The 26,086-nt window shown below is 59.1% G+C and carries 24 protein-coding genes, 1 tRNA gene and 1 riboswitch; of the genes, 21 read left to right on the top strand and 4 right to left on the bottom strand.

Annotated features, from left to right (window positions below; translation table 11 throughout):
- The first annotated feature begins 59 nt into the window (after nt 1-59).
- Genes ACA073_RS06630 through ACA073_RS06620 form a run of 3 tightly spaced genes read left to right on the top strand, consistent with a single transcriptional unit; the run spans nt 60 to nt 3,067 of the window.
- On the top strand, nt 60-518 hold the full coding sequence (locus tag ACA073_RS06630; protein ID WP_461951470.1) for a tripartite tricarboxylate transporter TctB family protein: 459 nt from the start codon (nt 60-62) through the stop codon (nt 516-518).
- 1 nt (nt 519) lies between these two features.
- On the top strand, nt 520-2,034 hold the full coding sequence (locus tag ACA073_RS06625) for a tripartite tricarboxylate transporter permease (protein ID WP_497402517.1): 1,515 nt from the start codon (nt 520-522) through the stop codon (nt 2,032-2,034).
- Nucleotides 2,027-3,067: an AbrB family transcriptional regulator gene (locus tag ACA073_RS06620; protein ID WP_497402515.1), complete on the top strand. Its 1,041-nt coding sequence runs from the start codon at nt 2,027-2,029 to the stop codon at nt 3,065-3,067. Before ACA073_RS06625 ends, ACA073_RS06620 begins: the two co-directional genes overlap by 8 nt.
- Nucleotides 3,068-3,169: 102 nt before the next feature.
- Here ACA073_RS06620 and ung read toward each other — a convergent pair whose 3' ends face one another.
- The gene (ung, locus tag ACA073_RS06615) at nt 3,170-3,862 is read right to left on the bottom strand and encodes a uracil-DNA glycosylase (protein ID WP_497402513.1); all 693 of its coding nucleotides are present in this window, start codon (nt 3,860-3,862) and stop codon (nt 3,170-3,172) included.
- Between the two features lie 132 nt (nt 3,863-3,994).
- Here ung and dspII point away from each other — a divergent pair, with 132 nt between their 5' ends.
- The gene (dspII, locus tag ACA073_RS06610) at nt 3,995-5,098 is read left to right on the top strand and encodes an enoyl-CoA hydratase/isomerase DspII (RefSeq protein WP_497402511.1); all 1,104 of its coding nucleotides are present in this window, start codon (nt 3,995-3,997) and stop codon (nt 5,096-5,098) included.
- A gap of 125 nt (nt 5,099-5,223) precedes the next feature.
- On the opposite strand, the gene ACA073_RS06605 is transcribed toward dspII, so the two are convergent.
- Both ACA073_RS06605 and ACA073_RS06600 read right to left on the bottom strand, forming a co-directional pair.
- Nucleotides 5,224-5,700: a hypothetical protein gene (locus ACA073_RS06605; protein ID WP_497402509.1), complete on the bottom strand. Its 477-nt coding sequence runs from the start codon at nt 5,698-5,700 to the stop codon at nt 5,224-5,226.
- A 167-nt stretch (nt 5,701-5,867) separates the two neighbouring features.
- On the bottom strand, nt 5,868-6,092 hold the full coding sequence (locus ACA073_RS06600) for a hypothetical protein (protein WP_497402507.1): 225 nt from the start codon (nt 6,090-6,092) through the stop codon (nt 5,868-5,870).
- Between the two features lie 277 nt (nt 6,093-6,369).
- Nucleotides 6,370-6,470: riboswitch (guanidine-I (ykkC/yxkD leader) on the top strand.
- A 61-nt stretch (nt 6,471-6,531) separates the two neighbouring features.
- On the opposite strand from ACA073_RS06600, the gene ACA073_RS06595 reads away from it, so the two are divergent.
- The 17 genes from ACA073_RS06595 to ACA073_RS06515 all read left to right on the top strand — a co-directional run bounded on the left by ACA073_RS06595 (nt 6,532) and on the right by ACA073_RS06515 (nt 24,815).
- Entirely contained in the window at nt 6,532-7,599 is a 1,068-nt protein-coding gene (locus tag ACA073_RS06595) for a putative urea ABC transporter substrate-binding protein (RefSeq protein WP_497402505.1), read from the top strand.
- 15 nt (nt 7,600-7,614) lie between these two features.
- Nucleotides 7,615-8,430 (top strand): ABC transporter permease, encoded by an 816-nt coding sequence (locus ACA073_RS06590; RefSeq protein ID WP_497402503.1) that lies wholly within the window; start codon nt 7,615-7,617, stop codon nt 8,428-8,430.
- Nucleotides 8,427-9,215, top strand: coding sequence for an ABC transporter ATP-binding protein (locus ACA073_RS06585; RefSeq protein WP_497402501.1), 789 nt, complete (start codon nt 8,427-8,429; stop codon nt 9,213-9,215). The genes ACA073_RS06590 and ACA073_RS06585 overlap by 4 nt, the downstream gene beginning before the upstream one ends.
- A 12-nt stretch (nt 9,216-9,227) precedes the next feature.
- A complete protein-coding gene (locus tag ACA073_RS06580; RefSeq protein WP_497402499.1) occupies nt 9,228-9,953 on the top strand; it encodes an urea amidolyase associated protein UAAP1 in 726 nt (241 codons plus the stop codon).
- Nucleotides 9,954-9,964: 11 nt separating this feature from the next.
- The gene (locus tag ACA073_RS06575; protein WP_150636312.1) at nt 9,965-10,606 is read left to right on the top strand and encodes an urea amidolyase associated protein UAAP2; all 642 of its coding nucleotides are present in this window, start codon (nt 9,965-9,967) and stop codon (nt 10,604-10,606) included.
- 306 nt (nt 10,607-10,912) lie between these two features.
- Nucleotides 10,913-14,554 carry an urea carboxylase gene (uca, locus tag ACA073_RS06570; RefSeq protein WP_497402497.1) on the top strand — a complete coding sequence of 1,214 codons (3,642 nt, stop codon included), beginning with the start codon at nt 10,913-10,915 and terminating at the stop codon, nt 14,552-14,554.
- A gap of 25 nt (nt 14,555-14,579) precedes the next feature.
- A complete protein-coding gene (gene atzF, locus ACA073_RS06565) occupies nt 14,580-16,352 on the top strand; it encodes an allophanate hydrolase (RefSeq protein WP_497402495.1) in 1,773 nt (590 codons plus the stop codon).
- A gap of 191 nt (nt 16,353-16,543) precedes the next feature.
- Nucleotides 16,544-18,031 (top strand): sensor domain-containing diguanylate cyclase, encoded by a 1,488-nt coding sequence (locus ACA073_RS06560; RefSeq protein WP_497402493.1) that lies wholly within the window; start codon nt 16,544-16,546, stop codon nt 18,029-18,031.
- A 6-nt stretch (nt 18,032-18,037) separates the two neighbouring features.
- Nucleotides 18,038-18,232 (top strand): cysteine-rich CWC family protein, encoded by a 195-nt coding sequence (locus ACA073_RS06555; protein WP_497402491.1) that lies wholly within the window; start codon nt 18,038-18,040, stop codon nt 18,230-18,232.
- 57 nt (nt 18,233-18,289) lie between these two features.
- Nucleotides 18,290-18,982, top strand: coding sequence for a pseudouridine synthase (locus ACA073_RS06550; RefSeq protein ID WP_497402489.1), 693 nt, complete (start codon nt 18,290-18,292; stop codon nt 18,980-18,982).
- Nucleotides 18,983-19,297: 315 nt separating this feature from the next.
- Nucleotides 19,298-20,182, top strand: coding sequence for an alpha/beta fold hydrolase (locus ACA073_RS06545; RefSeq protein WP_497402487.1), 885 nt, complete (start codon nt 19,298-19,300; stop codon nt 20,180-20,182).
- A 174-nt stretch (nt 20,183-20,356) separates the two neighbouring features.
- A tRNA-Gly gene (locus tag ACA073_RS06540) sits at nt 20,357-20,430 on the top strand.
- 279 nt (nt 20,431-20,709) lie between these two features.
- Complete coding sequence (locus tag ACA073_RS06535) at nt 20,710-22,233, top strand: Fic family protein (protein WP_497402485.1); 1,524 nt, start codon at nt 20,710-20,712, stop codon at nt 22,231-22,233.
- A 172-nt stretch (nt 22,234-22,405) separates the two neighbouring features.
- On the top strand, nt 22,406-22,945 hold the full coding sequence (locus ACA073_RS06530; RefSeq protein WP_497402483.1) for a PAAR domain-containing protein: 540 nt from the start codon (nt 22,406-22,408) through the stop codon (nt 22,943-22,945).
- The gene (locus ACA073_RS06525) at nt 22,946-23,674 is read left to right on the top strand and encodes a peptidoglycan recognition protein family protein (RefSeq protein ID WP_497402481.1); all 729 of its coding nucleotides are present in this window, start codon (nt 22,946-22,948) and stop codon (nt 23,672-23,674) included.
- The gene (locus ACA073_RS06520; protein WP_497402479.1) at nt 23,671-23,958 is read left to right on the top strand and encodes a hypothetical protein; all 288 of its coding nucleotides are present in this window, start codon (nt 23,671-23,673) and stop codon (nt 23,956-23,958) included. Before ACA073_RS06525 ends, ACA073_RS06520 begins: the two co-directional genes overlap by 4 nt.
- 587 nt (nt 23,959-24,545) lie before the next feature.
- Nucleotides 24,546-24,815, top strand: a complete 270-nt coding sequence (locus ACA073_RS06515) for a short-chain dehydrogenase (RefSeq protein WP_461951492.1) — start codon at nt 24,546-24,548, stop codon at nt 24,813-24,815.
- 294 nt (nt 24,816-25,109) lie between these two features.
- On the opposite strand, the gene tam is transcribed toward ACA073_RS06515, so the two are convergent.
- Entirely contained in the window at nt 25,110-25,880 is a 771-nt protein-coding gene (gene tam, locus ACA073_RS06510; RefSeq protein WP_497402477.1) for a trans-aconitate 2-methyltransferase, read from the bottom strand.
- Nucleotides 25,881-26,086: the final 206 nt, after the last annotated feature.

Below are 26,086 nucleotides of genomic sequence, written 5' to 3'. Positions count from 1 at the left end.
TCGCCTCTGTCTAGCGGCTGCGGCCCCCGTTCTGCGGGGCCGCGGCACAGGAGTTCCCTATGCTCTTACAACGCATTTTTGCTTCGGTGCTGTTGCTGGCCTGTCTCAGCCTGGTGCTGATGGCCTGGCCCTACCAGGCGCCATTTTCCTACGAACCGATCGGCCCCCGAGCCTTTCCCCTGTTGATGCTGGGCTTGATGGGCCTGGGGCTGGTTTACATGGTGTATCGCCCGTCGCCGATCAAACACACCGATGAAGATCCGCCGATGGATCGCGAAACCCTGACCAAGATTGGCATCTGCGTGTTGCTGCTTCTGGTCTTCGCCGGGTTGTTCGAACCCCTGGGCTTTATCCTCAGCAGCCTGCTGATCGGCATACCGATGGCACGCCTGTACGGCGGACGCTGGTTGCCGGGTGCGGTGATCATCAGCCTGATGAGTATCGGTCTGTACCTGCTGTTCGACAAAGTCATGGACGTGCCACTGCCTCTGGGCCTGCTCGACGTTCTGGAGAACTGATATGGATACGCTTGGTTATTTGAGTCATGGCTTCGGCGTCGCGTTGACCCCTTACAACCTGATCACTGCACTCAGCGGCACGCTGATCGGCACCGTCGTCGGCCTGTTGCCGGGGCTGGGGCCGATCAACGGCGTGGCGTTGCTGATCCCGATCGCGTTCGCCCTCGGATTACCACCGGAATCGGCACTGATCCTGCTGGCCGCTGTTTATCTGGGATGCGAGTACGGCGGCCGGATCAGTTCGATTCTGCTGAACATTCCGGGCGAAGCGTCCACCGTCATGACCACCCTCGACGGCTACCCGATGGCCCGTCAAGGCATGGCGGGCGTTGCGCTGTCACTGTCGGCGTGGAGTTCGTTCATCGGCGCCTTTATTGCGACCTGCGGGATGGTGGTGTTCGCGCCCATTCTGGCGAAATGGGCGATTGCCTTCGGCCCGGCGGAATATTTCGTCCTGATGGTGTTTGCGATTGTCTGTCTCGGCGGCATGGCCGGCGACCGACCGCTGAAGACCTTTATCGCTGCGCTGATCGGCCTGTTCCTGTCAACTGTCGGCATCGACGCCAACAGCGGTGTCTACCGCTTCACCGGCGACAACATCCACCTCACCGACGGTATTCAGTTCGTGGTGCTGGTGCTGGGCCTGTTCTCCATCAGCGAAATCCTGTTGCTGCTGGAAAAAACCCACCGTGGTCAGGAAGCATTCAAAGCCACCGGTCGCATGATGTTCAACTTCAAGGAAGCCGCCTCGGTGTTCTGGGTGAACATGCGTTGCGGTGTGCTGGGTTTCATCATGGGCGTTTTGCCGGGCGCCGGCGCAACACTCGCCAGCGCCGTGGCCTACATGACCGAGAAACGTATCGCCGGCCCAAGTGGAAAATTCGGACAGGGCGACAAGCGTGGCCTGGCCGCTCCGGAAACTGCCATCGGTGCTGAGGCCTGCGGCGCGCTGGTGCCGATGTTGACGCTGGGCGTTCCCGGTTCGGGCACGACGGCGGTGATGATTGGTGCTTTGTCGCTGTACAACATCACGCCAGGTCCACTGCTGTTTCAACAGCAACCGGACATCGTCTGGGGCCTGATCGCATCGTTGTTTATCGCCAACATCATGCTGGTGATCCTCAACATTCCGATGATCCGCATCTTCACCAAAATCCTCGCCGTGCCGAACTGGGCGCTGGTGCCGATGATCGCGATCATTACTGCCATCGGCGTGTTCGCGGTGCATGCCACCACCTTCGACCTGTTCCTGATGATCGGCATCGGTATCTTCGGCTACATTCTGCGCAAGCTGGATTTCCCGTTGTCGCCGGTTCTGCTCGGCTTCATTCTCGGAGGTTTGATGGAACAGAATCTGCGCCGGGCACTGTCGATCTCCAACGGTTCGCTGGAGATTCTCTGGTCGAGCGGGATCACCGTGGGTGTCTGGGGGTTGATCGCAGTGATGCTGCTGGTGCCGATCCTGCGGATCTGGCGCAAACGTTCGGTCGCTCGTCGCGCGATTGCCGATGTCTGATCGAACACCCTTCAACGCCTGGTGGGGTACGCCGCTGGTCGGCGCGCTGGGCGGTTACCTGGCCAGCCTGGTCGGCTGGCCGCTGCCGTGGATGGTCGGCTCGTTGCTGGCGATCATCCTGGTGCGCTGCCTGACACCCTGGCAATTGGCGGAAATCCCTGGCGGCCGCAAGGTCGGCCAGTGGGTTGTCGGCATCGGCATTGGCCTGCACTTCACCCCGGTGGTGATGGAGCAGGTGTTGAGCCATTTCGGTCTGATTTTCTTCGGTGCGCTGGTCACCAGCCTCTCGGCCATAGTCGGGGTCTGGTTGATGCGACGCACCGGTGAGGATCGTGCCACCGCGTTCTTTTCCAGCATGCCCGGCGGCTCCGGGGAGATGGTCAACCTCGGCGCACGCAATGGCGCGGTGCTCAGTCGCGTAGCGGCCGGGCAAAGTCTGCGGGTGCTGGTGGTGGTGCTGTGTGTGCCGGCGGCGTTCAAGTATTTGTTGGGCGACGGTGCGCCGATCGCTCATCCGACGGCCGTCAACGGGTGGTGGCTGGCCCTTCTATTCCCGGCGGGCGCGTTGGCGGCCTGGCTTTGGGAACGTCTTCGTCAACCCAACCCGTGGCTGTTCGGGCCGCTGCTGGTGAGTGCGGCGGTGAGCATTGGTTGGGATTTGCATATTGGCTTGCCAAACGGCGGCAGTCAGATTGGCCAATGGCTGATCGGCAGCGGATTGGGCTGTCACTTCAACCGGCAGTTTTTCCGGCGGGCGCCTTCGTTTATGGGGCGGACCTTGATTGGCACGGTGCTGACCATGTTGATCGCCACGGCGGCAGCGCTCGGGTTGAGTGCGCTGACGCATCTGGATTTGCGTTCACTGACGTTGGGCATGATGCCCGGCGGGATTGCGGAGATGAGCCTGACGGCGGAGACCCTGCAATTGTCGGTGCCGCTGGTGACGGCGATGCAGGTGATGCGGTTGTTGTTTGTGTTGTTTCTGGCGGAGCCGTTGTTCAAGTATTGGAACCGTCATCCGGATTCTGTCTGATAGACCGAGTCGCCTTCTTCGCGAGCAAGCCCGCTCCCACAGGTTTCGTGCGATCCTTGTGGGAGCGGGCTTGCTCGCGAAGAGGCCCTCATTGCCACCGCATCAAACCGGCGGCAACCGCCACTCGATCGGCGTCTCGCCATTCTGCTCCAGAAACTTGTTGGTCCGGCTGAAGTGCCCGCACCCGAGAAAACCGCGATAAGCGGACAGCGGCGACGGATGCACTGACGTCAGCACCAGATGCTTGGTCGCATCGATTAGTTTCTGCTTGCTCTGGGCATGCGCCCCCCACAGCATGAACACCAGATGCGGTTGCTGTTGGCTGACCACTTCAATGATCCGGTCGGTAAAAAACTGCCAGCCCTTGTCCTTGTGCGCATTGGCGTTGGCGCGCTCGACGGTCATGGTGGTATTGAGCATCAACACGCCCTGATCAGCCCAGCTCTGCAGATAGCCGTGATTGGGAATCTCGATGTTCAGGTCGCGTTTCAACTCTTTATAGATGTTCACCAGCGACGGCGGCGCCGGTACGCCCGGTTGCACCGAGAAGCACAAGCCATGGGCCTGGCCCGGGCCGTGGTACGGGTCCTGACCGAGAATCACCACTTTCACCTTGTCCAGCGGCGTCGAGTTGAGCGCGTTGAAAATCATCGGGCCTGGTGGATAAATTTCCTTGCCCGCCGCGCGCTCCAGTTGCAGGAAATTGCGCAACTCCGCCATGTAGGGCTGGTCGAACTCAGCACGCAGTGCCTCCTTCCAGCTCGGTTCGAGTTTGATACGGTCGTCAGCAGTCATGGTTACATCCGGCAAAAACAATGGGGCGAACCCTAGGAAAGCCCATCACGCTTGTCAATTGGTCTGACGCAGAACCGGCACTTTCCTGCATTGCGATCATACTGAACGCTCAAATTCCCGATCGAGGTCACGATGAATCTGCACTTCGAAGAACTCACTGGTACCGACGGCGCCCGCATCGCCGTTGCCAGCCTGGATGCCGAAAAGTCCCTGAACGCCCTGTCCTTGCCGATGATCAACGCCTTGCGCGATCAATTGGACGCTTGGGCCAAGGAGCCGCAAATCGTCTGCGTCTTATTACGCGGCAAAGGTGCCAAGGCCTTTTGCGCCGGCGGTGAAGTGCGCAGCCTGGTGGAAGCCTGTCGCGCGCATCCTGGTGAAGTACCGCCGCTGGCCGCGCATTTCTTTGCGGCGGAATACCGACTGGACTTCAGTCTGCACACCTACCCGAAACCGTTGATCTGTTGGGGCCACGGTTATGTGCTGGGGGGTGGCATGGGCCTGCTGCAAGGCGCGAGCATCCGCATCGTCACGCCGAGCAGCCGATTGTCGATGCCGGAAATCAGCATTGGTTTGTATCCGGATGTCGGCGCCAGTTGGTTTCTGTCGCGCCTGCCCGGCAAGCTCGGTCTGTTCCTCGGCCTGACCGGTGCGCACATGAACGGTCGCGATGCGATCGATCTGGACCTGGCCGACCGTTTCCTGCTCGATGAACAGCAAGAAAAACTGATCGAAGGCTTGTTGCAATTGAATTGGCAGGAACAGACGCCAATGCAACTGAACAGTCTGCTCAAGGCCTTGCAGCAGGAAGCGCTCGCGCAGATGCCCGAAGCCCAGTGGCTGCCGCGTCGACAACAGATCGATGAACTGCTGGATGTCAGTGACGTGCAATGCGCCTGGAAGGCCATCAGCCAACAGCGCGATAGCACCGACCTGCTACTCAGCCGTGCAGCGCGGACAATGAGTGAAGGTTCGCCGCTGACCGCTCATCTGGTGTGGGAGCAGATCATCCGCGCCCGACACCTGTCGCTGGCGCAGGTTTTTCAGATGGAATACACCTTGAGCCTCAACTGCTGCCGTCATCCGGAGTTCAGCGAAGGCGTGCGGGCGCGGTTGATCGACAAAGATCAGAAGCCGCGCTGGCATTGGCCGGACATCAACAATGTGCCGGATGCTGTGGTGGAGGCGCATTTTCAAAAGGTCTGGGAAGGTCGGCATCCCTTGGCAGACCTTTAGGAATGCTAGACAAAATGTGGGAGCGGGCTTGCTCGCGAAGGCGGTGTGTCAGGCAGCATTAATGTCGACTGACACTCCCTCTTCGCGAGCAAGCCCGCTCCCACAGGTATTGCATTTAACTCATGTTACCGGTGGCTACCTCGGCCATCGTGATCGCCGCGCCCATCATGGCCGCCCCGACTGCCCCGGTTATCACGTCCGCCGTGACCGCCGCGATTGTCGTTGTTCCAATTGCCACGGTTACGACCGTCCCAACCGCCACGGCTATGGCCGTCCCAGCCGCGACTCTGATGAGCCCGGTAATCGTTTCGTGGCGACGACTGGTAATAGCGCGGTGCCGATTGATAAACCCGCGGCTGGTGGTAATACCGCGGCGTAGGCTGGTAATAGCGGGCCGGCGGTGAGTAATACCGGCGCGGCGATGTGTAGTAACCGCCACTGGAGTAGTACGCCCCACCATCGGAGTAATACGGCGCAGGGGACGTGTACACCTCGGAACTGTAGTAGCCGCCTCCTCCATCGGCATAAGGCACGCACGCACCAACAGACAATCCCACTACAGCAATCAGAAGAATTTGGCGGAGCTGTTTTCGACAGAGCATGGCGGCCTCCTGGACCGCGAGTGAGCCACACCAGCGACGCTGGCGAGCGACAGTCAATTATTCGGTGACTGTCGAAAGATCAGACATCGTTTTCGACATCCGGTGCGGTTGTGCAACAAGTTGAAACATCTCGCCGATGAAAGGTTTTTCACCTATTCACCTGCTGATTAGTGGTGGCCGCCGCGATATCCACCGCCGTAATAACGTGGCGAATGCCCGCCCCAATAGTAGTAGCGATAGCCGCCGTAAAAGCGCGGGCCGTAGTAATAGGAATAAGGGGCATAGCCGGGGTAGTAATAAGGCGTGGAATACACATCGTAGGAGCCGGCGTAGTAATAGCAACCGGACAATCCGACACCGAGCACGACACCCAGCAACAGTCGACGAAACATGGCGGCCTCCTGAAAGACCCGCAGCCGATACAGGGCGGCTGACACCTGTTTTGACTGAAAATCCGTAACCGAGTGCAATGCCACAATAACCTTCAGATCAGCGGCCAATACGGTCCATCGCGGTGCACCAACGCACCATCACAAGGCAGCACTTTCTCCCCCTTCAAAGGCGCTGATCGCGCAATCCCCCGAGCCAGAGGCATCTGGCCGACTTGGCACGGCTCTCGCTTTAACAAACCCGTGCAGGAGTCATCACAGGTTCGCGGCACCACAATTTGCAATGGCTGACTAGGGTTCCGGCTCGCTAAGGCGAGTGGCTGGTCCGAGAGTTGGCGACCTCCAGTTGAGGTTACACGGCGGGACAAAAGCCCGGGAGACAAGCCACCGCTTACGGTGCCGCGTTGCCTCCTGCCCGCCCTTGATCAACTGGAGAACCACCATGTCCCGACCTCGTTTACCCGCCCTGCTCGCCGCTGCTTTTGCAGCCTTCGTGAGCGTCTCGTCCCAAGCCGCCCAGAAAGACCACTTCAGCGTCTGCTGGACCATTTACGCCGGTTGGATGCCATGGGAATACGCTGGCAGCCAAGGCATCGTCGACAAGTGGGCGAGGAAGTACGGCATCAAGATTGATGTGGTGCAGCTCAACGACTACGTCGAATCCATCAATCAATACACCGCCGGCCAGTTCGACGGTTGCACCATGACCAACATGGACGCGCTGACCATTCCGGCAGCCGGTGGCGTCGACAGCACCGCACTGATCGTCAGTGATTTCTCCAACGGCAACGACGGCATCGTGCTCAAGGGCGACGGCAAGAAAGTCAGCGACCTCAAGGGCATGGACGTCAATCTGGTCGAGCTGTCCGTTTCCCACTACTTGCTGGCCCGCGCGCTCGATTCGGTCGACCTCACCGAGAAAGACCTGAAAGTGGTCAACACCTCCGACGCCGATATCTCCGCCGCCTTCAACACCGATCAGGTCAATGCCGTCACCACCTGGAACCCGATGCTCTCGGACATCAAGGCCAAGCCCGGCGTGACCGAAGTCTTCAACTCCAGCCAGATCCCCGGCGAAATCATGGACATGATGGTGGTCAACAGCGCCACCCTCAAAGACAACCCCGCCCTGGGCAAAGCGCTGACCGGCGCCTGGTTCGAAGTGGTCGAATTGATGAACGCGAAAAACGCCGCCAGCAAGACGGCCCTCGAACACATGGCCAAAGCCTCCGGCACCGACCTCGCGGGCTTCCAGGCGCAACTCGACACCACCAAATTGTTCGCCACGCCGCAAGAAGCCCTGGCCTTCGCCACCAGCAAGCAACTGCCGGACACCATGCGCAAGGTCGCCGAGTTTTCCTTCGAGCACGGCTTGCTCGGTGAAGGCGCCAAGGACACCAGCGCGGTCGGCATGGCGTTCGCCAACGGCGTGACCAGCGGCGACAAGGCCAACCTCAAACTGCGCTTCGACCCGAGCTACGTACAGATGGCCGCCGACGCCAAGCTGTAAGAAGAGGACCTGGCCATGCGTCTGATCAATCGCCACCCGGATCGCCCGAGTCGCCTGCTGTTGGTGATCCTGCCGTTCGCCCTGGTGCTGTTCGCCTACTTCATGGGCTCGGCCGAGCGACTGACGGATAACCCCAACGACAAGCTGCTGCCAAGCGCCGTGCAAATGACCGACGCGGTGAAACGTCTGGCGTTCACCGCCGACACACGCACCGGTGAATACGTGCTGTGGCAAGACACTGCGTCCAGTCTGCGCCGCTTGGCCATCGGCCTCGGTATCAGCGCGTTGGCCGGGCTGTGCCTGGGTATCGCCGCCGGGACGTTGCCGCTGTTCGGCGCACCGTTGTCGCCGTTGCTGACGGTGGTGTCGATGGTGCCGCCGCTGGCGATCCTGCCGATTCTGTTCATCGTCTTCGGGCTGGGGGAGTTGTCGAAAGTGATGCTGATCGTGATCGGCATCACCCCGTGTCTGGCGCGGGACCTGGAACAGCGCGCCCGGGAAATTCCGGTCGAAATGCTGATCAAGGCCCAGACCCTCGGCGCATCAACCTGGACGTTGATGCTGCGCGTGGTGCTCCCGCAATTGCTGCCGCGCCTGCTGATCTCGCTGCGACTGATGCTCGGTTCGGCGTGGTTGTTCCTGATCGCCGCAGAAGCCATCGCCTCCACGGACGGCCTCGGTTACCGGATTTTCCTGGTACGCCGTTATCTGGCGATGGACGTGATCCTGCCGTACGTGGTGTGGATCACCCTGCTCGCCTGGCTGATGGATTGGGGGCTCAAGCGCCTGACTCAGCGTGCCTTTCCCTGGTATGAAGGAGCCCGCGCATGAGCTTCATCACGGTGAAAAACGTCTGGCAGCAATACGCCGATCAGGTGGTGCTCGAAGGGCTGAACCTGAACGTCAACGAGGGTGAGTTCTGCACCCTGGTCGGTGCATCGGGTTGTGGCAAATCCACGTTCCTTCGACTGCTGCTCGGTCAGGAGCGCGCCAGTCGCGGCGAGATTCTGTTGGACGGCCAGACGCTGGCCGGCGAACCGGATGCGAGCCGGGGCGTGGTGTTCCAGCGCTACTCGGTGTTCCCGCACCTGACCGTGCTGGACAACGTCGCCCTCGGCCTCGAGCTGCCGCGTTCGCCGCTGCTCGGGCGCCTGTTCGGCCGCGCTAAAAAAGACGCGCGAGAACAGGCCTCGGTGCTGCTGCAAAAGGTCGGCCTCGGCCACTCGCTGGACAAGTACCCCGCGCAGCTCTCCGGCGGCATGCAGCAACGGCTGGCCATCGCCCAGGCGCTGATCATGAAACCCCGCGTGTTGCTGCTCGACGAACCGTTCGGCGCGCTCGATCCGGGCATCCGCAAGGACATGCACGCCTTGTTGCTGGAGCTGTGGCGAGAGACGCAACTGACGGTGTTCATGGTCACCCACGACCTGTCCGAAGGTTTCAGCCTCGGCACCCGCTTGCTGGTGTTCGACAAGGTCCGCGTCGACCCGCACGCCCCCGGCGCCTATGGCGCGCGCATCACCTACGACATCCCTTTGAACAGCGACCGCCGCGCCACTCGCGCCGCCCTTGATGCCTTGCCGGCTTCGTTGGCAGGCACGCTTCGTATCGCTTAGAGGAATCTGAAAATGACTGATTCGACTCAACTGTTCCCGCCCTTCGCCGAAGAAATGCTCCCCGGTGGCGGCCATCGTTCCTTCGTGTTGAAGCGCGGCCAACTGCTGCGCCTGACCGACCTGCGTGGCGGCGCCAACGTCAGCCTGACGCTGCTCAACGCCAATGAAAAAACCGAACGCCTGAACCTGCCCGACAGCCTCAAATGCCAACACACCGCCAAGCTCACCACCGGCCATTGCCTGTACTCGGACATGGGCCGCGTACTGGCGGCGATCACCGCCGACACCTGCGGCTGGAGCGACAGCCTTGGCGGCGTGCTCTGCGCTGAAGAAGTCGCGGAAAAATATGGCGCGGGTCGCTACCAGGAACTGCGCAACGGCTTCTTCCGCAACGGCACCGACAACCTGTTGGTGGAACTCGGCAAGTGGGGGTTGGGTCTGTCGGACTTGCTGATGACCCTCAACCTGTTCAGCCGCGTGAACGTCGATGAAGCCGGACGTTTCCACTTTGTCGAAGGCAACTCCAAGGCCGGTGACTACATCGAGTTGTACGCGCCGATGGACACGCTGGTGGTGCTCACTGCGCTGCAACATCCGATGGACCCGGCGCCGGAATATGCACCGAAGCCGTTGAAGCTGAGCTGGATGAGCGCCGACGCCAGCGTCGCCGAACATTGCCGCACCTCGCGCCCGGAAAACGAGCGCGGCTTCATCAACACCGACCGTCTGTTCGCCTGAGGATCGCTGCCATGTCACTCGCAATCGCTACCACGCCCAAGCAACCAGAGGCGGCGGTCTACCGCGCCACCATCCCGGCCGGCGAACCGTGGCTGATGGAAGTCAAGGCCGGCCAGACCCTGCGCATCCTCGATCTGGAAGGCAATCAGGCGGTCGACACCTTGTTCTACAGCGTTGCCAATCCGAAAGAGCGCTACGACGTACAACGCACCTTGCGCCGGCAGAACAGCGTCTACCTGAGCACCGGCAGCGTGCTGTATTCCAACCTTGGCAAACCGATGCTGACCATCGTCGCCGACACTTGCGGACGCCACGACACCCTTGGCGGCGCCTGCGCGCAAGAGAGCAACACCGTGCGTTATGCGCTGGAAAAACGCTACATGCACAGCTGCCGCGACAACTACCTGCGGGCCTGCGTCCACGACGGACGACTGGGCAAAGGCGACATCGGACCGAACATCAACTTCTTCATGAACGTACCGGTCACGGCAGACGGCGGGCTGACGTTTGAAGACGGGATTTCGGCGCCGGGCAAGTACGTGGACCTGCGGGCGGAGATGGATGTGATCGTGCTGATTTCCAACTGCCCGCAATTGAACAACCCGTGCAATGCCTACAACCCGACACCTGCGGAGCTGCTGGTATGGAACTGAAATTAGTGCGGTTGCGCAAATGGTTGTTTGCCCTGTGCCAGGCCCGCTCAGCCCAGTGCCTCAAAAAGTAAGAACACCACAACACCCCTGTGGGAGCGGGCTTGCTCGCGAAGGCGGTGTGTCAGTCGATATGAATGTATCTGATACACCGCCTTCGCGAGCAAGCCCGCTCCCACCGGGGTTCGGTGGTGTTTTGAAGTGAAGTGATTCTGCCGTCGGGGACGACCCCTGCGCTTATCGAAAAACTGCGGGACGGCCCGCATCCCAGGTCGAGGCTGATGCGTTATCGCCTCCGGGGGTTATGCCATGTTCGAAAAAGTCCTGATTGCCAACCGTGGCGCCATTGCCTGCCGCATCCTGCGCACCTTGCGTGAATTGCAGGTCAAAGGTGTCGCCGTGTACTCCGAAGCCGATGCCGCGAGCCTGCACATTCTGCAAGCCAACGAAGCCCACAGCCTCGGTGAAGGCGCGGCGGCGGGCACTTATCTGGCGGTCGAAAAAATCCTCGCCATCGCCAAAGCCACCGGCGCCACGGCGATCCATCCCGGCTACGGTTTCCTCTCGGAAAACGCCGCATTTGCCGAAGCCTGCGAAGCAGCCGATATCGCTTTCATCGGCCCGACGCCTGAGCAGTTGCGCGTGTTCGGCCTCAAACACACCGCGCGTGCATTGGCCAAGCAACACGGCGTGCCGATGCTCGAAGGCACCGAATTGCTCGACAGCCTCGAAGCGGCGCTGATTGCCGGCGAACAGGTCGGTTATCCGGTGATGCTCAAAAGCACCGCCGGCGGTGGCGGCATCGGCATGCGCGTGTGCCGCAGCGCTGCCGAATTGAGCGAATCCTTCGAAGCGGTCAAACGCCTTGGCCAGAACAATTTCAGCGACGCCGGGGTGTTCATCGAGAAGTACATCCAGCGTGCCCGACATCTCGAAGTTCAGGTGTTCGGCGACGGTCGCGGTGACGTGATCGCCCTCGGTGTGCGCGACTGTTCGGTACAACGCCGCAACCAGAAAGTCCTCGAAGAAACTCCGGCGCCAAACCTTCCCGAGGGCATGGCCGATGAGCTTTGTGCGGCGGCGATCAAACTGGCGAAAGCGGTGAACTACCGCAGCGCCGGTACTGTGGAATTCGTCTTCGACAGCGCAGACCAGCGCTTCTACTTTCTGGAAGTGAACACCCGGTTGCAGGTGGAGCACGGCGTCACCGAACAGGTGTGGGGCGTGGATCTGGTGCGCTGGATGGTCGAGCTCGCGGCCGGTGATTTACCGCCGTTGAGCGAGTTGAGCCAAGGTTTGAAAGCCGACGGTCACGCGATTCAGGCGCGGCTGTATGCCGAAGATCCGGGTCGTGATTTTCAGCCGAGCCCAGGCCTGCTGACAGCCGTGAGTTTTCCTGCCGCCGATGGCAAACAGCTGCGCATCGACACGTGGGTCGAGGCCGGTTGCGAGATTCCGCCGTACTTCGATCCGATGATCGCCAAGGTCATCAGTTGGGCGCCGACCCGCGAAGAAGCCCGCGCCGATCTGCATCAGGCCTTGGGCGACAGCCTGCTGTATGGCGTGGAAACCAACCGCGATTACCTGCGGCAGATTTTGCTCGATACACCGTTCGCCAGCGGTCAGCCGTGGACCCGTTGCCTGGAAAACCTGGTCTACCAGGCCAACACCTTTGAAGTGCTCAGCGCCGGGACGCAGACTAGCGTTCAGGACTATCCGGGGCGTCTCGGATATTGGGCGGTAGGCGTGCCGCCGTCGGGGCCGATGGACAGTCGCGCGTTGCGATTGGGCAACTTGTTGCTGGGTAACGACGAAGGCGCCGCCGCGCTGGAAATCACCATGAGCGGGCCGTTGCTGCGCTTCAATTGCGATGCGGTGGTGGCGGTGACCGGGGCAGTGATTCCGCTGACGTTGAACGGTGAAACCGTGGCAATGAACACGGCGCTGCTGATTCCAGCCGGTGCCACGCTGAGCCTCGGGACGATTGCCGGTGCAGGCGCTCGCAGCTATCTGTGCCTGCGTGGCGGCCTGCAAGTGCCGGATTATCTCGGCAGCAAAAGTACCTTCACGCTGGGCCAGTTTGGCGGGCATGGCGGTCGTGCGTTGCGGGCCGGGGACGTGTTGCATGTGCCGGTGTTGAGCGACCACAGCGTCGGCGAGCAACTGCCTGAAATCGTTGAGTTGCCTGCCGTGCGGCAGATTCGGGTGATCTACGGCCCGCATGGCGCGCCGGAATACTTCACCGAAAACTACATCGGCACGTTCTTCGCGACCCAGTGGGAAGTGCATTTCAACTCCAGCCGCACCGGCGTGCGATTGATCGGGCCGAAGCCGGAATGGGTGCGGGCTGATGGCGGCGAGGCTGGGCTGCATCCGTCGAATATTCACGACAATCCGTATGCCATTGGGGCGGTGGATTTCACTGGGGACATGCCGGTGATCCTCGGACCGGATGGCCCAAGCCTCGGCGGGTTTGTGTGCCCTGTGACGGTGATTGAGGCGGATCTTTGGCAACTCGGACAGTTGAAGGCCGGGGACAAAGTACAGTTCAGCCCAGTCGATCTCCAGACCGCCCGCAACCTCGCCTTAAAATGGAATACCCCCTGTGGGAGCGGGCTTGCTCGCGAAGGGGCCGTGTCAGTCGACATTGATGTGTCTGACAAATCGCATTCGCGAGCAAGCCCGCTCCCACAGGAAGTTGTGTCGCCTGTTGTTTTGGATATTGGTCAGGACAATACGCGGTTGGTTGCGAGATTGTCGGGGGATACGCACCTGCTACTGGAAATCGGTGCCCCGGAACTCGACCTTGTCCTGCGCTTCCGGGCCCACGCCCTCATGCAAGCGCTGGAAAGCAAACACCTGCACGGCGTAATCGACCTGACACCGGGCATCCGCTCACTGCAAGTGCACTACCAACCCGAGCAACTGCCACTCACCGATCTGCTCGGCATCGTCGCCGGCGAATGGGACGCTGTGTGCGCCGCCAAAGACCTGCAAGTGCCCTCGCGGATCGTCCATCTGCCGCTGTCCTGGGACGACCCGGCCTGCCAGTTGGCGATCGAAAAATACATGACCACCGTGCGCAAGGACGCACCGTGGTGCCCGAGCAATCTGGAGTTCATCCGCCGCATCAACGACTTGCCGAACCTCGATGAAGTGCAGCGCACGGTGTTCGACGCCAGTTACCTGGTAATGGGTCTGGGCGACGTTTACCTCGGTGCACCGGTCGCCACCCCGCTCGATCCGCGCCATCGACTGGTGACCACCAAATACAACCCGGCCCGCACCTGGACCGCCGAAAATTCGGTGGGCATCGGCGGCGCCTACATGTGCGTGTACGGCATGGAAGGCCCCGGCGGTTATCAGTTCGTCGGCCGCACGTTGCAGATGTGGAACCGCTACCGCGAAGTCGCCGCGTTCGATGGCAAACCGTGGTTGCTGCGCTTCTTCGACCAGATCCGTTTCTACCCGGTGAGCGCCGATGAACTGTTGCGCATCCGCCGGGATTTCCCGCTCGGGCGCTTCGATTTGAACATCGAACACAGCCAGTTGAACCTCGCGGATTACCAGGCGTTCCTGGCGAAAGAAGCCGAGACCATCGCCGCGTTTCGCGAGCAGCAGCAAGGCGCGTTCAACGCCGAGCGCGAGCGCTGGATCGCCAGCGGCCAGGCACATTTCGACAGTGAAGAAGCCGCCCCGGAAACGACCGAAGAGGCACCTTTGGCCATTGGCGAAATGAGCGTCGACAGCCACATCGCCGGCAACCTCTGGCAGGTTCAGGTGCAGATCGGCAGCCGCGTTGCCGCCGGCGATGTGCTGGTGATTCTGGAGTCGATGAAGATGGAAATCCCGCTGCTCGCACCGATGGCCGGAATCGTCCGCGAGATTCGCGTGCAACCGGGTTCGGCGGTGCGCGCCGGACAGCGCGTCGTGGTGCTGGAACTCGACTGAACCCCATTTGAAAAGGATTAACGCCATGACCATCAATCTGCAACTCGACGCCCTGCGCAGCGCTTACCGCGAAGGCAGCACCACACCTCGACAACTGTTGTTGAGCCTGCGCGACAGAGCCGCCGCGCTGAACCCGGACTATCACCTGTTCATTCATTTGCTCAGCATTGAAGAACTGGAACCGTACTTCGCCGCCCTCGACGATCGCGACATCGAAAGCCTTCCGCTGTACGGCGTGCCGTTTGCGATCAAGGACAACATTGATCTCGCGGGCATTCCGACAACAGCGGCGTGCCCGGCGTTTGCCTATGTGCCGCAACATTCGGCGACCATCGTCGAGCAGTTGCTGGCGCTGGGGGCGATTCCGCTGGGCAAGACCAATCTCGACCAGTTCGCCACCGGGCTCAACGGCAGTCGCTCGCCGTATGGCGCGTGCCCGAACAGCGTGTTGCCGGAGTATCCGTCGGGGGGTTCCAGCGCCGGTTCTTCGCTGGCGGTGGCGCTGGGCGTGGCGAGTTTTTCGTTGGGCACGGACACGGCGGGATCCGGGCGAGTGCCGGCGGGGTTGAACAATCTGGTCGGGGTGAAAGCCACCAAAGGGCTGATCTCCACGGCGGGCGTGGTGCCGGCCTGTCGCACGCTCGATTGCGTCACGACCTTTACCGCGACCGCTCGGGAAGCCAGTCAGTTGTTGGCGCTCACGGCGCACCTCGATCCACGGGATGAGTACAGCCGCAGCAACCCCCTGTGGAATGACGGCTCGGCGTTTGGTGCGCCGCGCCCTTTCCGCTTCGGCGTGCCGCGTGCGCAGGACCTGGAGTTCTTCGGTTGCCCTGAAGGCCCGCTGTTGTTCGCCGATGCCATCGATCGGCTCAAGGCGCTGGGCGGTGAAGCGGTGGAACTGGATTTGTCACCCTTCCTTGAAGCGGCGCGCTTGCTTTATGAAGGCCCGTGGGTGGCGGAGCGCTACAGCGTCGCTGGCGAGTTGATGGAGCAAAATCCTGAAGCTGTATTGCCGGTGATTCGTGCGGTATTGGCCAAGGCGCCAGCAGTGAGCGGCGTGCAAACTTTCCGCGCCCAGTATCGGCTGCAAGCCTTGAAAGCGCTTTGCGACAAGGCACTGGAAGGACTCGATTGCGTGGTCACGCCGACCATCGGCCGTCCTGTCACTTTGGCGGAACTTGCGGCTGAGCCGGTTCTGCGCAATTCGGAGCTGGGCTACTACACCAACTTCATGAACCTGCTCGACTACGCCGCCGTGGCCGTGCCAAGTGCTTTCATGGGCAATGGTTTGCCGTGGGGCGTGACGTTGTTTGGTCGGGCGTTTACCGATCAGTATTTGTTGAGTGTGGCGGATGCGTTTCAGCGTCGTTCGGATGCGCCTGCACCTTCGACAGTCGCTCGCAATGACCGCGCACGACTGGTGGTGTGCGGCGCGCATCTGGATGGGCTGGCGCTAAACTGGCAATTGAAGCGGCGCGGCGCCACATTGGTCGAAACGACGTTCAGTTCGCCGGATTATCAGCTGTATGCGTTGGCCGGCGGCCCGCCATTTCGTCCGGGGATGGTGCGGGTGAAGGATGGCGGCGTGGCGATTGCGGTGGAGGTCTGGGAGTTGCCGAGCAGTGAGCTGGGGTCGTTTCTGACCGGGATTCCTGCGCCGTTGGGGTTGGGCAAGGTGCAACTGGCAGATGGGCGTTGGGAGAGCGGGTTTATTTGTGAGGCTTATGGGTTGGAGGGTGCGGTGGATATCAGTCATCTGGGTGGATGGCGTGCTTATCTGACAGATCAGAGTTGATCTCTCGATTCGCGAGCAAGCCCGCTCCCACAGGTTTTGCGCGGTCCTTGTGGGAGCGGGCTTGCCCGCGAAGGCGTCCGCCCAGACGCCACCGAACCTGATCCCAGCCGATTCACCCCACAAATCCGGCAGTTATTTCCCCGCAGTCCCACTAGAATGCTTCCCATCGGGTCACTGCCAACGGAATCGTCATGCCGCTACGCTCGCCGCTGTATTCGCAACGTTCGCTGGTTCTCACGCTGATCGCGCTGCTGGGCGCGGGTTTCCTTGCCACTTCATTCCTCAGCTACTACGCCTCGCGCGCCTCAATCCGCGACAACATCGTCAACACCGAGCTACCGCTGACATCGGACACGGTCTATTCGGAAATCCAGAAAGACCTCGTCAGACCGATCCTGATTTCCTCGATGATGGCCCGCGATACCTTCATGCGCGACTGGGTGGTAAACGGCGAGCACGACACCGACCAGATGACCCGCTACCTCAACGAGGTCATGACCCACTACGGTGCCTACACTGCGTTTTTCGTCTCCAACGGTACGCACACCTACTACCACGCCAAAGGCGTGCTCAAGCAGGTCAAGGTCACTGAACCGCGCGACGCCTGGTATTTCCGCGTGCGTGACATGGCCGATCCCTACGAGATCAACGTCGACCCGGACCTTGCCAACAAAGACAACCTGACCTTCTTCATCAACTACAAGGTCTACGACTACAACAACCGTTTCATCGGCGCGGCGGGCGTTGGTCTGACAGTCGATGCGGTGGTCAAGCTGATCGACAAGTACCAGCAGCGCTATCAGCGCAGCGTGTACTTCGTCGACAACTTCGGCCGGCTGGTGCTCACTGGGGCCGACGGCGGCCCGCAAGGTTCGCGCGTCGGGCAAACCCTCGGCGAACTCGACAGCATGAAGAACCTCTTCAGCCAACTGCCCAAGCCCCACAGCGGCAGCTACGAATATTCCGTCCAGGGCCAGGGACATTTCCTCAACGTGCGGTTCATTCCGGAGTTGAACTGGTACCTGTTCGTCGACAAACGCGAAGACGGCGCCCTGAGTGAAATCCGTCAGTCGCTGTACCTCAACCTGTTGATCTGCCTGGTCGTGACGCTGATCGTGCTGGCCCTGCTCCACCGGGTGATCAAGCGCTTTCAGGGCAAGATCCAGGCGCAAGCGACGCTCGACAGCCTGACCGAGCTGCCTAACCGTCGCGGCTTCGACCTGCTGGCCGCGCAAGCCATGCACGAGGCTCAGCGCGAGCCGAAACCGCTGACCGCGTTGCTGCTGGATCTGGACCACTTCAAGGCCTTGAACGACACCTACGGTCACCTCGCCGGCGATCAGGTGCTAATCGGCTTCGCACGGGATCTTGAGAGTTGCCTGCGTCACTCTGACATCGTCTGCCGCTGGGGCGGTGAGGAGTTCATCGTGCTACTCAAGGACACGGACGGTGAGACCGCTCTGATGATCGCCGAGAAAATTCGCCGGCATGTCGAGCAACAGCGCTATGCCTACAACGATCACGCCTTGCATCTGACAGTCAGCATTGGCCTCACGACGCTGCAGCCGGATGACACCTTGCACACCCTGCTCTCCCGGGCCGATCATGCAATGTATCGGGCCAAGCAATCCGGTCGTAACCGTACCTGCGCGGAAAAGCCTCACACCAGTTATGCATAGTCCTACATGAACAAACCTGAATTCTGCCCGGCCTGCGGCGCCTCCAACGACTGCACCCTGGCCGATCCGCGAACCGCCGATCGGCCATGCTGGTGCTACGGCGTCAGCATCGACCCGTCGGTACTCGAAGCGCTGCCCGCCGAGCTGCGTGACAAATCCTGCCTGTGCCCGCGTTGCGCACAGGTTGAGGCGCAGTTGTAAGCATCCTTATGGCCGATCACGTAAGATGCGCGGCCCTTTTCCTGTCGATCTCACTTCATGCGCGTTGACCGTTTCCTCAGCAACCTGCCTCGCTTCAACCGTAAGCAGGTTCGTCTGTTGCTGGTGGAAAAGCGCGTGCGGGTTGACGGAAAAATCGTCAGTGACCCTCACGCTGAGGTGCTGGAGTTCAGCCGCGTCGAGGTCGATGAGGAAGTCCTGCAAGTCGGCAAACCCGCGCGCTACTTCATGCTGCACAAACCGCCCGGATGCGTCAGCGCCACCCGTGATCCAGAGCATTCGACGGTGCTCGATCTGATCCACGAGCCGGACAAGGAAGACCTGCACATCGCCGGTCGCCTCGATTTCAACACCACCGGTCTGATGCTGATCACCAACGACGGCAGCTGGTCGCGACGCCTGACCCAACCGCAGACCAAACTGCCCAAGATCTACTACGTCGAGACCGAGCAAGAGATCGGCCCGGAATACGCGTTGAAATTCACCGAAGGCCTGTACTTCGCCTTCGAAGACCTCACCACCCAGCCTTCTGAGCTGGCGCTGCTCGGACCGAAATCGGCGCGACTGAGCATCGTCGAAGGCCGTTATCACCAGGTGAAGCGGATGTTCGGCCACTTCGACAACAAAGTACTGCGCCTGCACCGAGAACGCATGGGCCCGTTGACACTCGACAACGCGCTGAAACCGGGCGAATACCGCCCACTGAGTGATGAAGAGATCGGATTGATCTAAGCAGCCTACCGCTCAGCAGAAGTTGCAGAACTATTTACGAATGGCACTTGCGCGATGCCGACTCCCCTGCTTGAATCAGGTTCGTCAGCCGAAATGTGACTGACGAGTCACAACGTTCTTCCAAGAAACTTTTTGTCGGTTAGAGAACCTTAAGGTTCCGCCTCAGACCGGCAGACTGCCCGCCAATAACAATACCCGTCGACCGGACTGCAATGGATCGACATGGGCCTCCAAAATTCCAGGCATATGCCTACCTGTCACAAAGCTCGTGCAATCTCATTTGCGCGCATACCCGCTTGCCAGGAGTCTTATGACATGAGGCCAGAAATCGCTGTGCTGGATATACAGGGTCAGTATCGGGTCTACACGGAGTTCTATCGCGCAGACGCCGCAGAGAAGACCATTATCTTGGTCAACGGCTCGATGGCCACGACTGCGTCGTTTGCACAAACCGTGAAAAACCTCCACCCGCAGTTCAACGTGGTCTGCTACGACCAGCCCTACGCGGGCAAGTCAAAAGCCCACAACCTGCATGAGAAATTGCTGACCAAGGAAGTCGAAGGGCAGATCCTCCTGGAGCTGATTGACCACTTCGCCGCCGAACACGTGCTGTCGTTTTCCTGGGGTGGCGCCGCGACCCTGGTCGCCCTCGCCCAACAACCGCGACGGATCGAAAAAGCCGTGATCAGCTCGTTCTCTCCGGAGATCAACGCGCACATGCTCGACTACCTCGAGCGCGGCGTCGACTACCTCGGCAGCCGCGACGGCGACCGGGTCGGCAACCTGGTGAACAGCACCATCGGCAAACACCTGCCGACCCTGTTCAAGCGCTTCAACTTCCGCCACGTCAGCAGCCTGGCCGATCATGAATACGGGCAGATGCACTTCCACATCAGCGACCTGCTGCACAGCGACCGCCAATGCTTCTTCAAAGCGGCAGAGAAAATCAACGTACCGGTGCTGTTCATGAACGGCGAATGGGACGAATACACCGCCGCCGATGGCGCCCGGTTATTCGCCGACCACGTGCAACACGCCACCTTCAAGACGCTGGATGCGACCGGCCACTTTCTCGACATGGAACACAAAGCCGCCTGCCGAGACAGCCGCAATGCCCTGCTGGGTTTCCTGAAACCTGAGCAACAGGCAAACCGACCGCGTTACCACTACGTCCAGGACCACCATGCATTGGCAAACTGAAACAGCGTCATCGCGAGCAAGCTTCGCAGCCTAACGCAATCCTGCAGGAGCGAAGCTTGCCCGCGAACGACCGCCACGCGGTCTGATGTCTTGTTTCACCCGCGCTAAAGCCATCCCGCACAAAGAAAAACTTCATTTCCACGCGCACATCTGGTACAAAGTCAGCCGTTCTGAGCGGGTGTCGTATAATGGCATTACTCCAGCTTCCCAAGCTGATAACGAGGGTTCGATTCCCTTCACCCGCTCCAATCGAATTTTGGTCTCACGTTGGTTTTGACGGGGGATGCAGGTAAAGAAAAAACCGGTCTTGATGACCGGTTTTTTTGTGTCTGGGATTTGGTGGAATTGCCTTTTGCCCTCAGGGCACTTACGGCTAAGCTGAGATACGTTAACGTTTTTCTTGTAAATCACGTTTTCAGTATCAAAATTCACATCGGATTAGTATTTTCGCATCGTAGGAAATTAACGTTTTCACGCCACATGAGCGTTTTGTTAGCATTTTCATTGCCCTGTTAAGGAATTCGTCAATGCCAGTCGGTTTCAAGGCCCTCGCCGATCGCTACGCCATCGCACTTGCACAGCCTCTACGTGTCGAGTCCACGATTGGCTCTGCACGTGTCAGCCGCGAAAGTGACGGTAATGTGAAGAATCGGTATCCGCAAAGTTACCGGCCCGCAGACGATTTCGCGGGGCATTTCGAATTCGGTCTCAAGTACGAAGAGATTCATCTTGAGTTCTTTGCTCGCCTGTTTGCGGCGATAGGACCGCAGCCTATCGAAGACTGGTGTCGACGAGAGCCTTTCGGCCAGTACGCCCGGCGCACCGGGTTCCTTTACGAATGGCTGACAGGGGAACGTCTGGATGTGCCAGACGTGACCAATGGCGCCTATGTCGATGCACTTTCACCCCAAAAATACCTGACTCGTCGCGAGCCACTGCGAACGCGGCGCTGGCGAATCAACAACAACCTGCCGGGTACGCCTGAGTTCTGCCCCCTGGTTCGTCGAACGGCGTCAGTGCAAGACGCTTTGCAGTTCGATCTGCGCGCGGCATTAGCTGAGTTGGATCAGGCCTTTGGCCCCGACATCCTGATGCGTACGGCGAGTTGGCTGACATTCAAGGAATCGCGCGCAAGCTTTCTCATCGAAAAGGAAGCCGACCAGGCCGATCGTATCCAGCGGTTTGCGCATGTCATTGCTCAGCACTGCGGTCATATTGAAAACCCGTTGAGCAACGCCAGCCTGCAGTCTCTGCAAGTCGGCATCCTGGGGCGTGATGCCATCGGACTGGGCTTGCGGCGCTCCCCTGTATTTGTGGGTCAGGCCACGATGCGCGAAGACATCGTGCATTACATTGCCCCCCATTCCGCGGATCTTGCGCAGCTATTGGCAGGACTCAACGAGTTCGAGGTTGCAACCCGTGGCGCGGAGTCACTGGCACGTGCCGCTGTGTTGGCATTTGGCTTCGTTTATATCCATCCCATGCGCGACGGCAATGGCCGAATTCATCGCTTTCTGATCAACGACACTTTGATTCGGGATAAGGCAGTGCCCGACGGCGTGATCCTGCCGGTGTCAGCCACGATCACCAGTTCGATCGACTTCAGGGCCGGCTACGATCGAACGCTCGAAGTGTTCTCGCGACCGTTCATGCGACGTTACGCGACGGCCTACCGATTCGGTGAACTCGTGACCTACGAGGACGGTACTCTCAGCAATTTCATCTTCGATGAATACGAGGACGCATGCTTTGCTTGGCGATATCCCGATCTGACCGAACACGTCCTGTACACCGCGCGCGTCGTCGAGCACACCATTCGAACGGAAATGGCGGATGAAGCCAGAGTATTGATGATCTTTCAGCGAGCTCAGGAGCAGTTGAAAGAGGTATTGGAAATGCCGGACCAGGATGCGAATCGGATCATTCGTTCCATCAAGGAGAATGGCTGGATGGTGTCTGGCAAATTGAAGAAAGGGTATCCGCAGCTTGAAGATGAGGGCATGGCGGAACGTGTTGTGGAGGCCGTGCGTTCTGCGTTCGAGGATCAATAGATCGAGGTTGGAGAAGAGTGATATTCGGCGTCTTCACTCCTGTTTTTTGGAGGGTCGTTGCTCGAGGTCCGCGGGGCCTGATATGAACGCTCTTATTCGAGGTAATTGGGCCTACAGCGATCTCCAGTGATACAGTCGCCAGCCGACAAGCTCAATCAGGAAGGACTCTGATATGGCAAAACCTGCCGCCCGTGTAACTGACCCTACCGCCTGCCCTATGCCAGGGCACGGCACGAACCCAATCGTTTCCGGTTCTCCGGACGTTTTCTTTGACGGCTTGGCAGCGGCCAGAAAAACCGATACAAGCGCGTGTGGAAGTCCGTTAGCAAGTGACGTTTCTGCAACAGTTTTTATTAATGGGCTGAATGCCGCCATGGTTGGTAGTACTGGGTCTCACGGGAACACCGTGACGGCTGGGTCCAGCACTATAATTATTGGTGATAGCCATACACCGGCACCTTTTACTCCACCATTACCTCTTTCTTTTCAAAAAGTATTTGGACAGTCGTTCAATATTAGCGATAGTGAAACTGGCAAGCCTCTAGCTCTAAGAGAATTTGTTGCAACAGTTGATGGCGTTCAAGTGACTGGCTTAACTGATGCTAATGGCGTTGCACATGTAAAGAGCGCATCACCGGGTTCAAAAATATCTCTTCATGTAAAATTCAATGCACCGGCCAGGACTCTCAGCGAACTTTCGGAGGGTTTTTAAATGGCGTCTAAATTTGCAACAGATGCAACTGCCCAAGAAATAAAACCTGGCGAGTTCATGTGCCCTGTCCCGATTACGGTAAATGACCGTGCAGCCACTCGCGAGGCGATAATAGAAAAGGTCAAATCCCTGGGCCATCCCTTCACGGAGCGCTCAGCTTGGGGGGCGGTAAAAGCCAAGCCGGATATGGTGAAGGACTGGGACTACACTATGATCGCTTTGCACCATGCCGGCCGGTCATACGAATGCACCCCCGGCGGAGTGAAGCAAATGCAGGGCGTTCAAGCCCATCATATGGGTAATAAATATGACGATATCGGCTATCACTATGCGATCGCCTGTGACGGCACTGTGCTGGAAGGACGCGATATCAGGCTCCAAGCATCAAGCGTTAAGCTGTTCAATACCGGCGTCATCGGCATCGTCCTTTTAGAAAATCTAACAACGGCAGAAGAAGGAGGCGACATAGTCGCTAAAGGTCGCGAAGCACTTGAGTTTGTGGGATATAGCACGACGAACGTAATACCTGCGGCGCAAATCGATGCCTTATTGCACTTGATCGACGCCCTGAAAAGTGTGTTTGTGATTGAACGATTCGGCGGTCATAGAGAGTTTCCAGGGCAAGATCGGGATGGCAAGATTTGTCCTGGTAATATCGGCATGGAGCTTGTAAGGAATATTCGTACAAAAACACAATTGCTGCCACCACCTAAACCGGCTGTCGAATGAAGTACTTTCTATTGATAAGCTTTATAGCATTGCTGGCGACCTTAACCTTCGGGTACTACAACGAAGTTTCTGACGGTGAAGTGAATACCATTCTTTTTATTAAAAAATCTCCAACACTGAGAGTGAAGTTTTATAACATTCATGCCAATGATGGAGATTATCGCAAGATAGACAGACTTACCGATGAACTGCGCCAGGACATAATTGACTACTGCAAATATAGACTGGGCATTGAGACAGAGGTAAAGACCCAGGCAGATATTGAGATGTGCGCAAAAATGTAGGGGACTTGTCACAGGATAGGACCGCTACCCCTATCCTGCGACACCACAGGTTTTACCTGCCTGACGGCTTCTCCAACATCTTCAACCCGATCTCAGGATGGATTTAACGGTAGCTGCCGAAAAACAAAAAACCGGTCCGACGTGATCGGTTTTTTTATGGGCAGGATTTGGTAGAACACCGACGCTTCATCCTGAACGGCCAGTCAACACCTGACAAATCAGGTGTTGAACACCCGTTTACTGGTGGCACGAAAGTGGCCAATTTTCGAAAAGGCAAGGTCCTACACGACTCTGGGAATTGTCCGTACACTTGCGCATTGCTGTGCCTTTGTCATGAGACCTATAGTCCGAGCGCGCCCAAATGGCGTATTGGGTTTGGCGACTCGATGACTGGTACAGAAGCCTCCGAGAATTTCTCGGAGCGCTTTTGAACGCACTTGGCTGCCTTTTTTCTGGTGGCTGTGCGTGGGAGACCCTAGGGTCTGCCGGTTTTGCCATGTCCCGGTTCGCCAACCCACGTACAGCTACCACCCTATTGTTTGGCGACGATTGAGTGGTAGGTCCTCCCTCCGATATGGTGATCACTCATGAATGAATACATGGCTTTAACCAGCAACGCCGACGACCTTCCCACCTTCTACGTCAATACCACCCAACCGCTGCATTCACTGCTCAGCTCCGCCCGCTACAGAATTGGCGCGGTAACGCAGGTCCTGGAAAACCTCGCGATGCGCGGCGAAATCATCACCGATTCGGTGATTCTCAGCGACTTCGCAATGCTCTGCAGCATCCCCTTACGAGATGGCTGCGATGTGCTGGATGTCATTGCGCGACGTATGGATGCGGAACCGTCCTGACGTTAAACAGCGGCGCCTTGCGGGGCGCCCTTTGCGTTTTCGCCAATCACGTATATTTTCCGTATAGATCCCCGCCAGCCCGTAAAGAAGCAGTAGCGCAACATCAAGCCCGACAAAAAACCCCCTACTCTGCCTGCTCACCTTTCACTTAGAGATCAGCATGGAAAATTCAGAGTTGGGGATCATGATCATTTCAATGATTGGGTTGTTCGGCTTTGCTTCCTTTATTTTTGAATACTTGAGTACCAAGCGAAGGAACAGATGACGTTCAACGTGATCCGTCCCTTTCTGCACTTAGCGGGTCGCGACGATGAACAATCGCGGGAACGGTAGCAGCACCGAACCATCGCTCAGCGCCGGATACGCCTGCTCGATCGCGGCGTGATATTGCTTGAGGTATTGCGCCTTTTCCGCGTCATCCAGCGGTTCGAGAAACGGCCGCAAACCGCTACCCTTGAACCACTCGACCACGCCCGACGCACCGCCCGCCAGCGGATGATGGTAGGTGGTACGCCACACATCGACGCGCGCGCAGTGCGGTCGCAGCATCGAGTAATAATCGCTGGCACTGGCCATTTCCGTGCGTTGCCCGGCGGCGTCCGCCAACTTGCTGGCCCACGGGCCATCGGCAGCGACTTCGCGCATCAGGCGATGGGACGGTTCGTTGAGGTTGTCGGGCATCTGAATGGCCAGGCTGCCGCCCTGGGTCAGTCGGGCGGCCAGTGAAGGCAGTAACGTCGCGTGATCGGGCAGCCACTGCAACACCGCGTTGGCGAAGATCACGTCGAACGGACCGCTTTCGTTCCAGGTGCCAATATCAACGGTGTCGAACTGAACCTGCGGCAAGCGCTTGCGGGCGGCTTCGATCATGTCGGTCGAACTGTCGACGCCACGCACCGTGGCATGGGGAAAGCGCTCCACCAGCAGCTCGGTCGAGTTGCCAGGGCCGCAACCGATGTCGATGGCCGAGCGCGCGTCCACGGGCGGGATCGCCGCGAGCAGGTCGCGCGCCGGGCGGGTGCGTTCATCTTCAAAAGCGACGTATTGCTTGGCGGACCAACTCATTGCGTTCTCCTGTCGGTGCGTTGTCCGGGCGTGAACAGACAACCTGTTCGCTACGATACCGCGCCCCGTGAGCTCACCCAACCCGACCTATGGATATTCGTCTTTCGGACTGAATGCAGGTCAGCACAAAACGCGAACTTGTAGGAGCCGGCTTGCTGGCGATGGAGGTATGTCAGTCAACATCAATGTTGACTGAGGAGCCGCTA

The sequence above is a fragment of the Pseudomonas sp. LBUM1670 genome, assembly GCF_059695695.1.
This window is presented reverse-complemented; position numbering and strand designations above follow the sequence as displayed.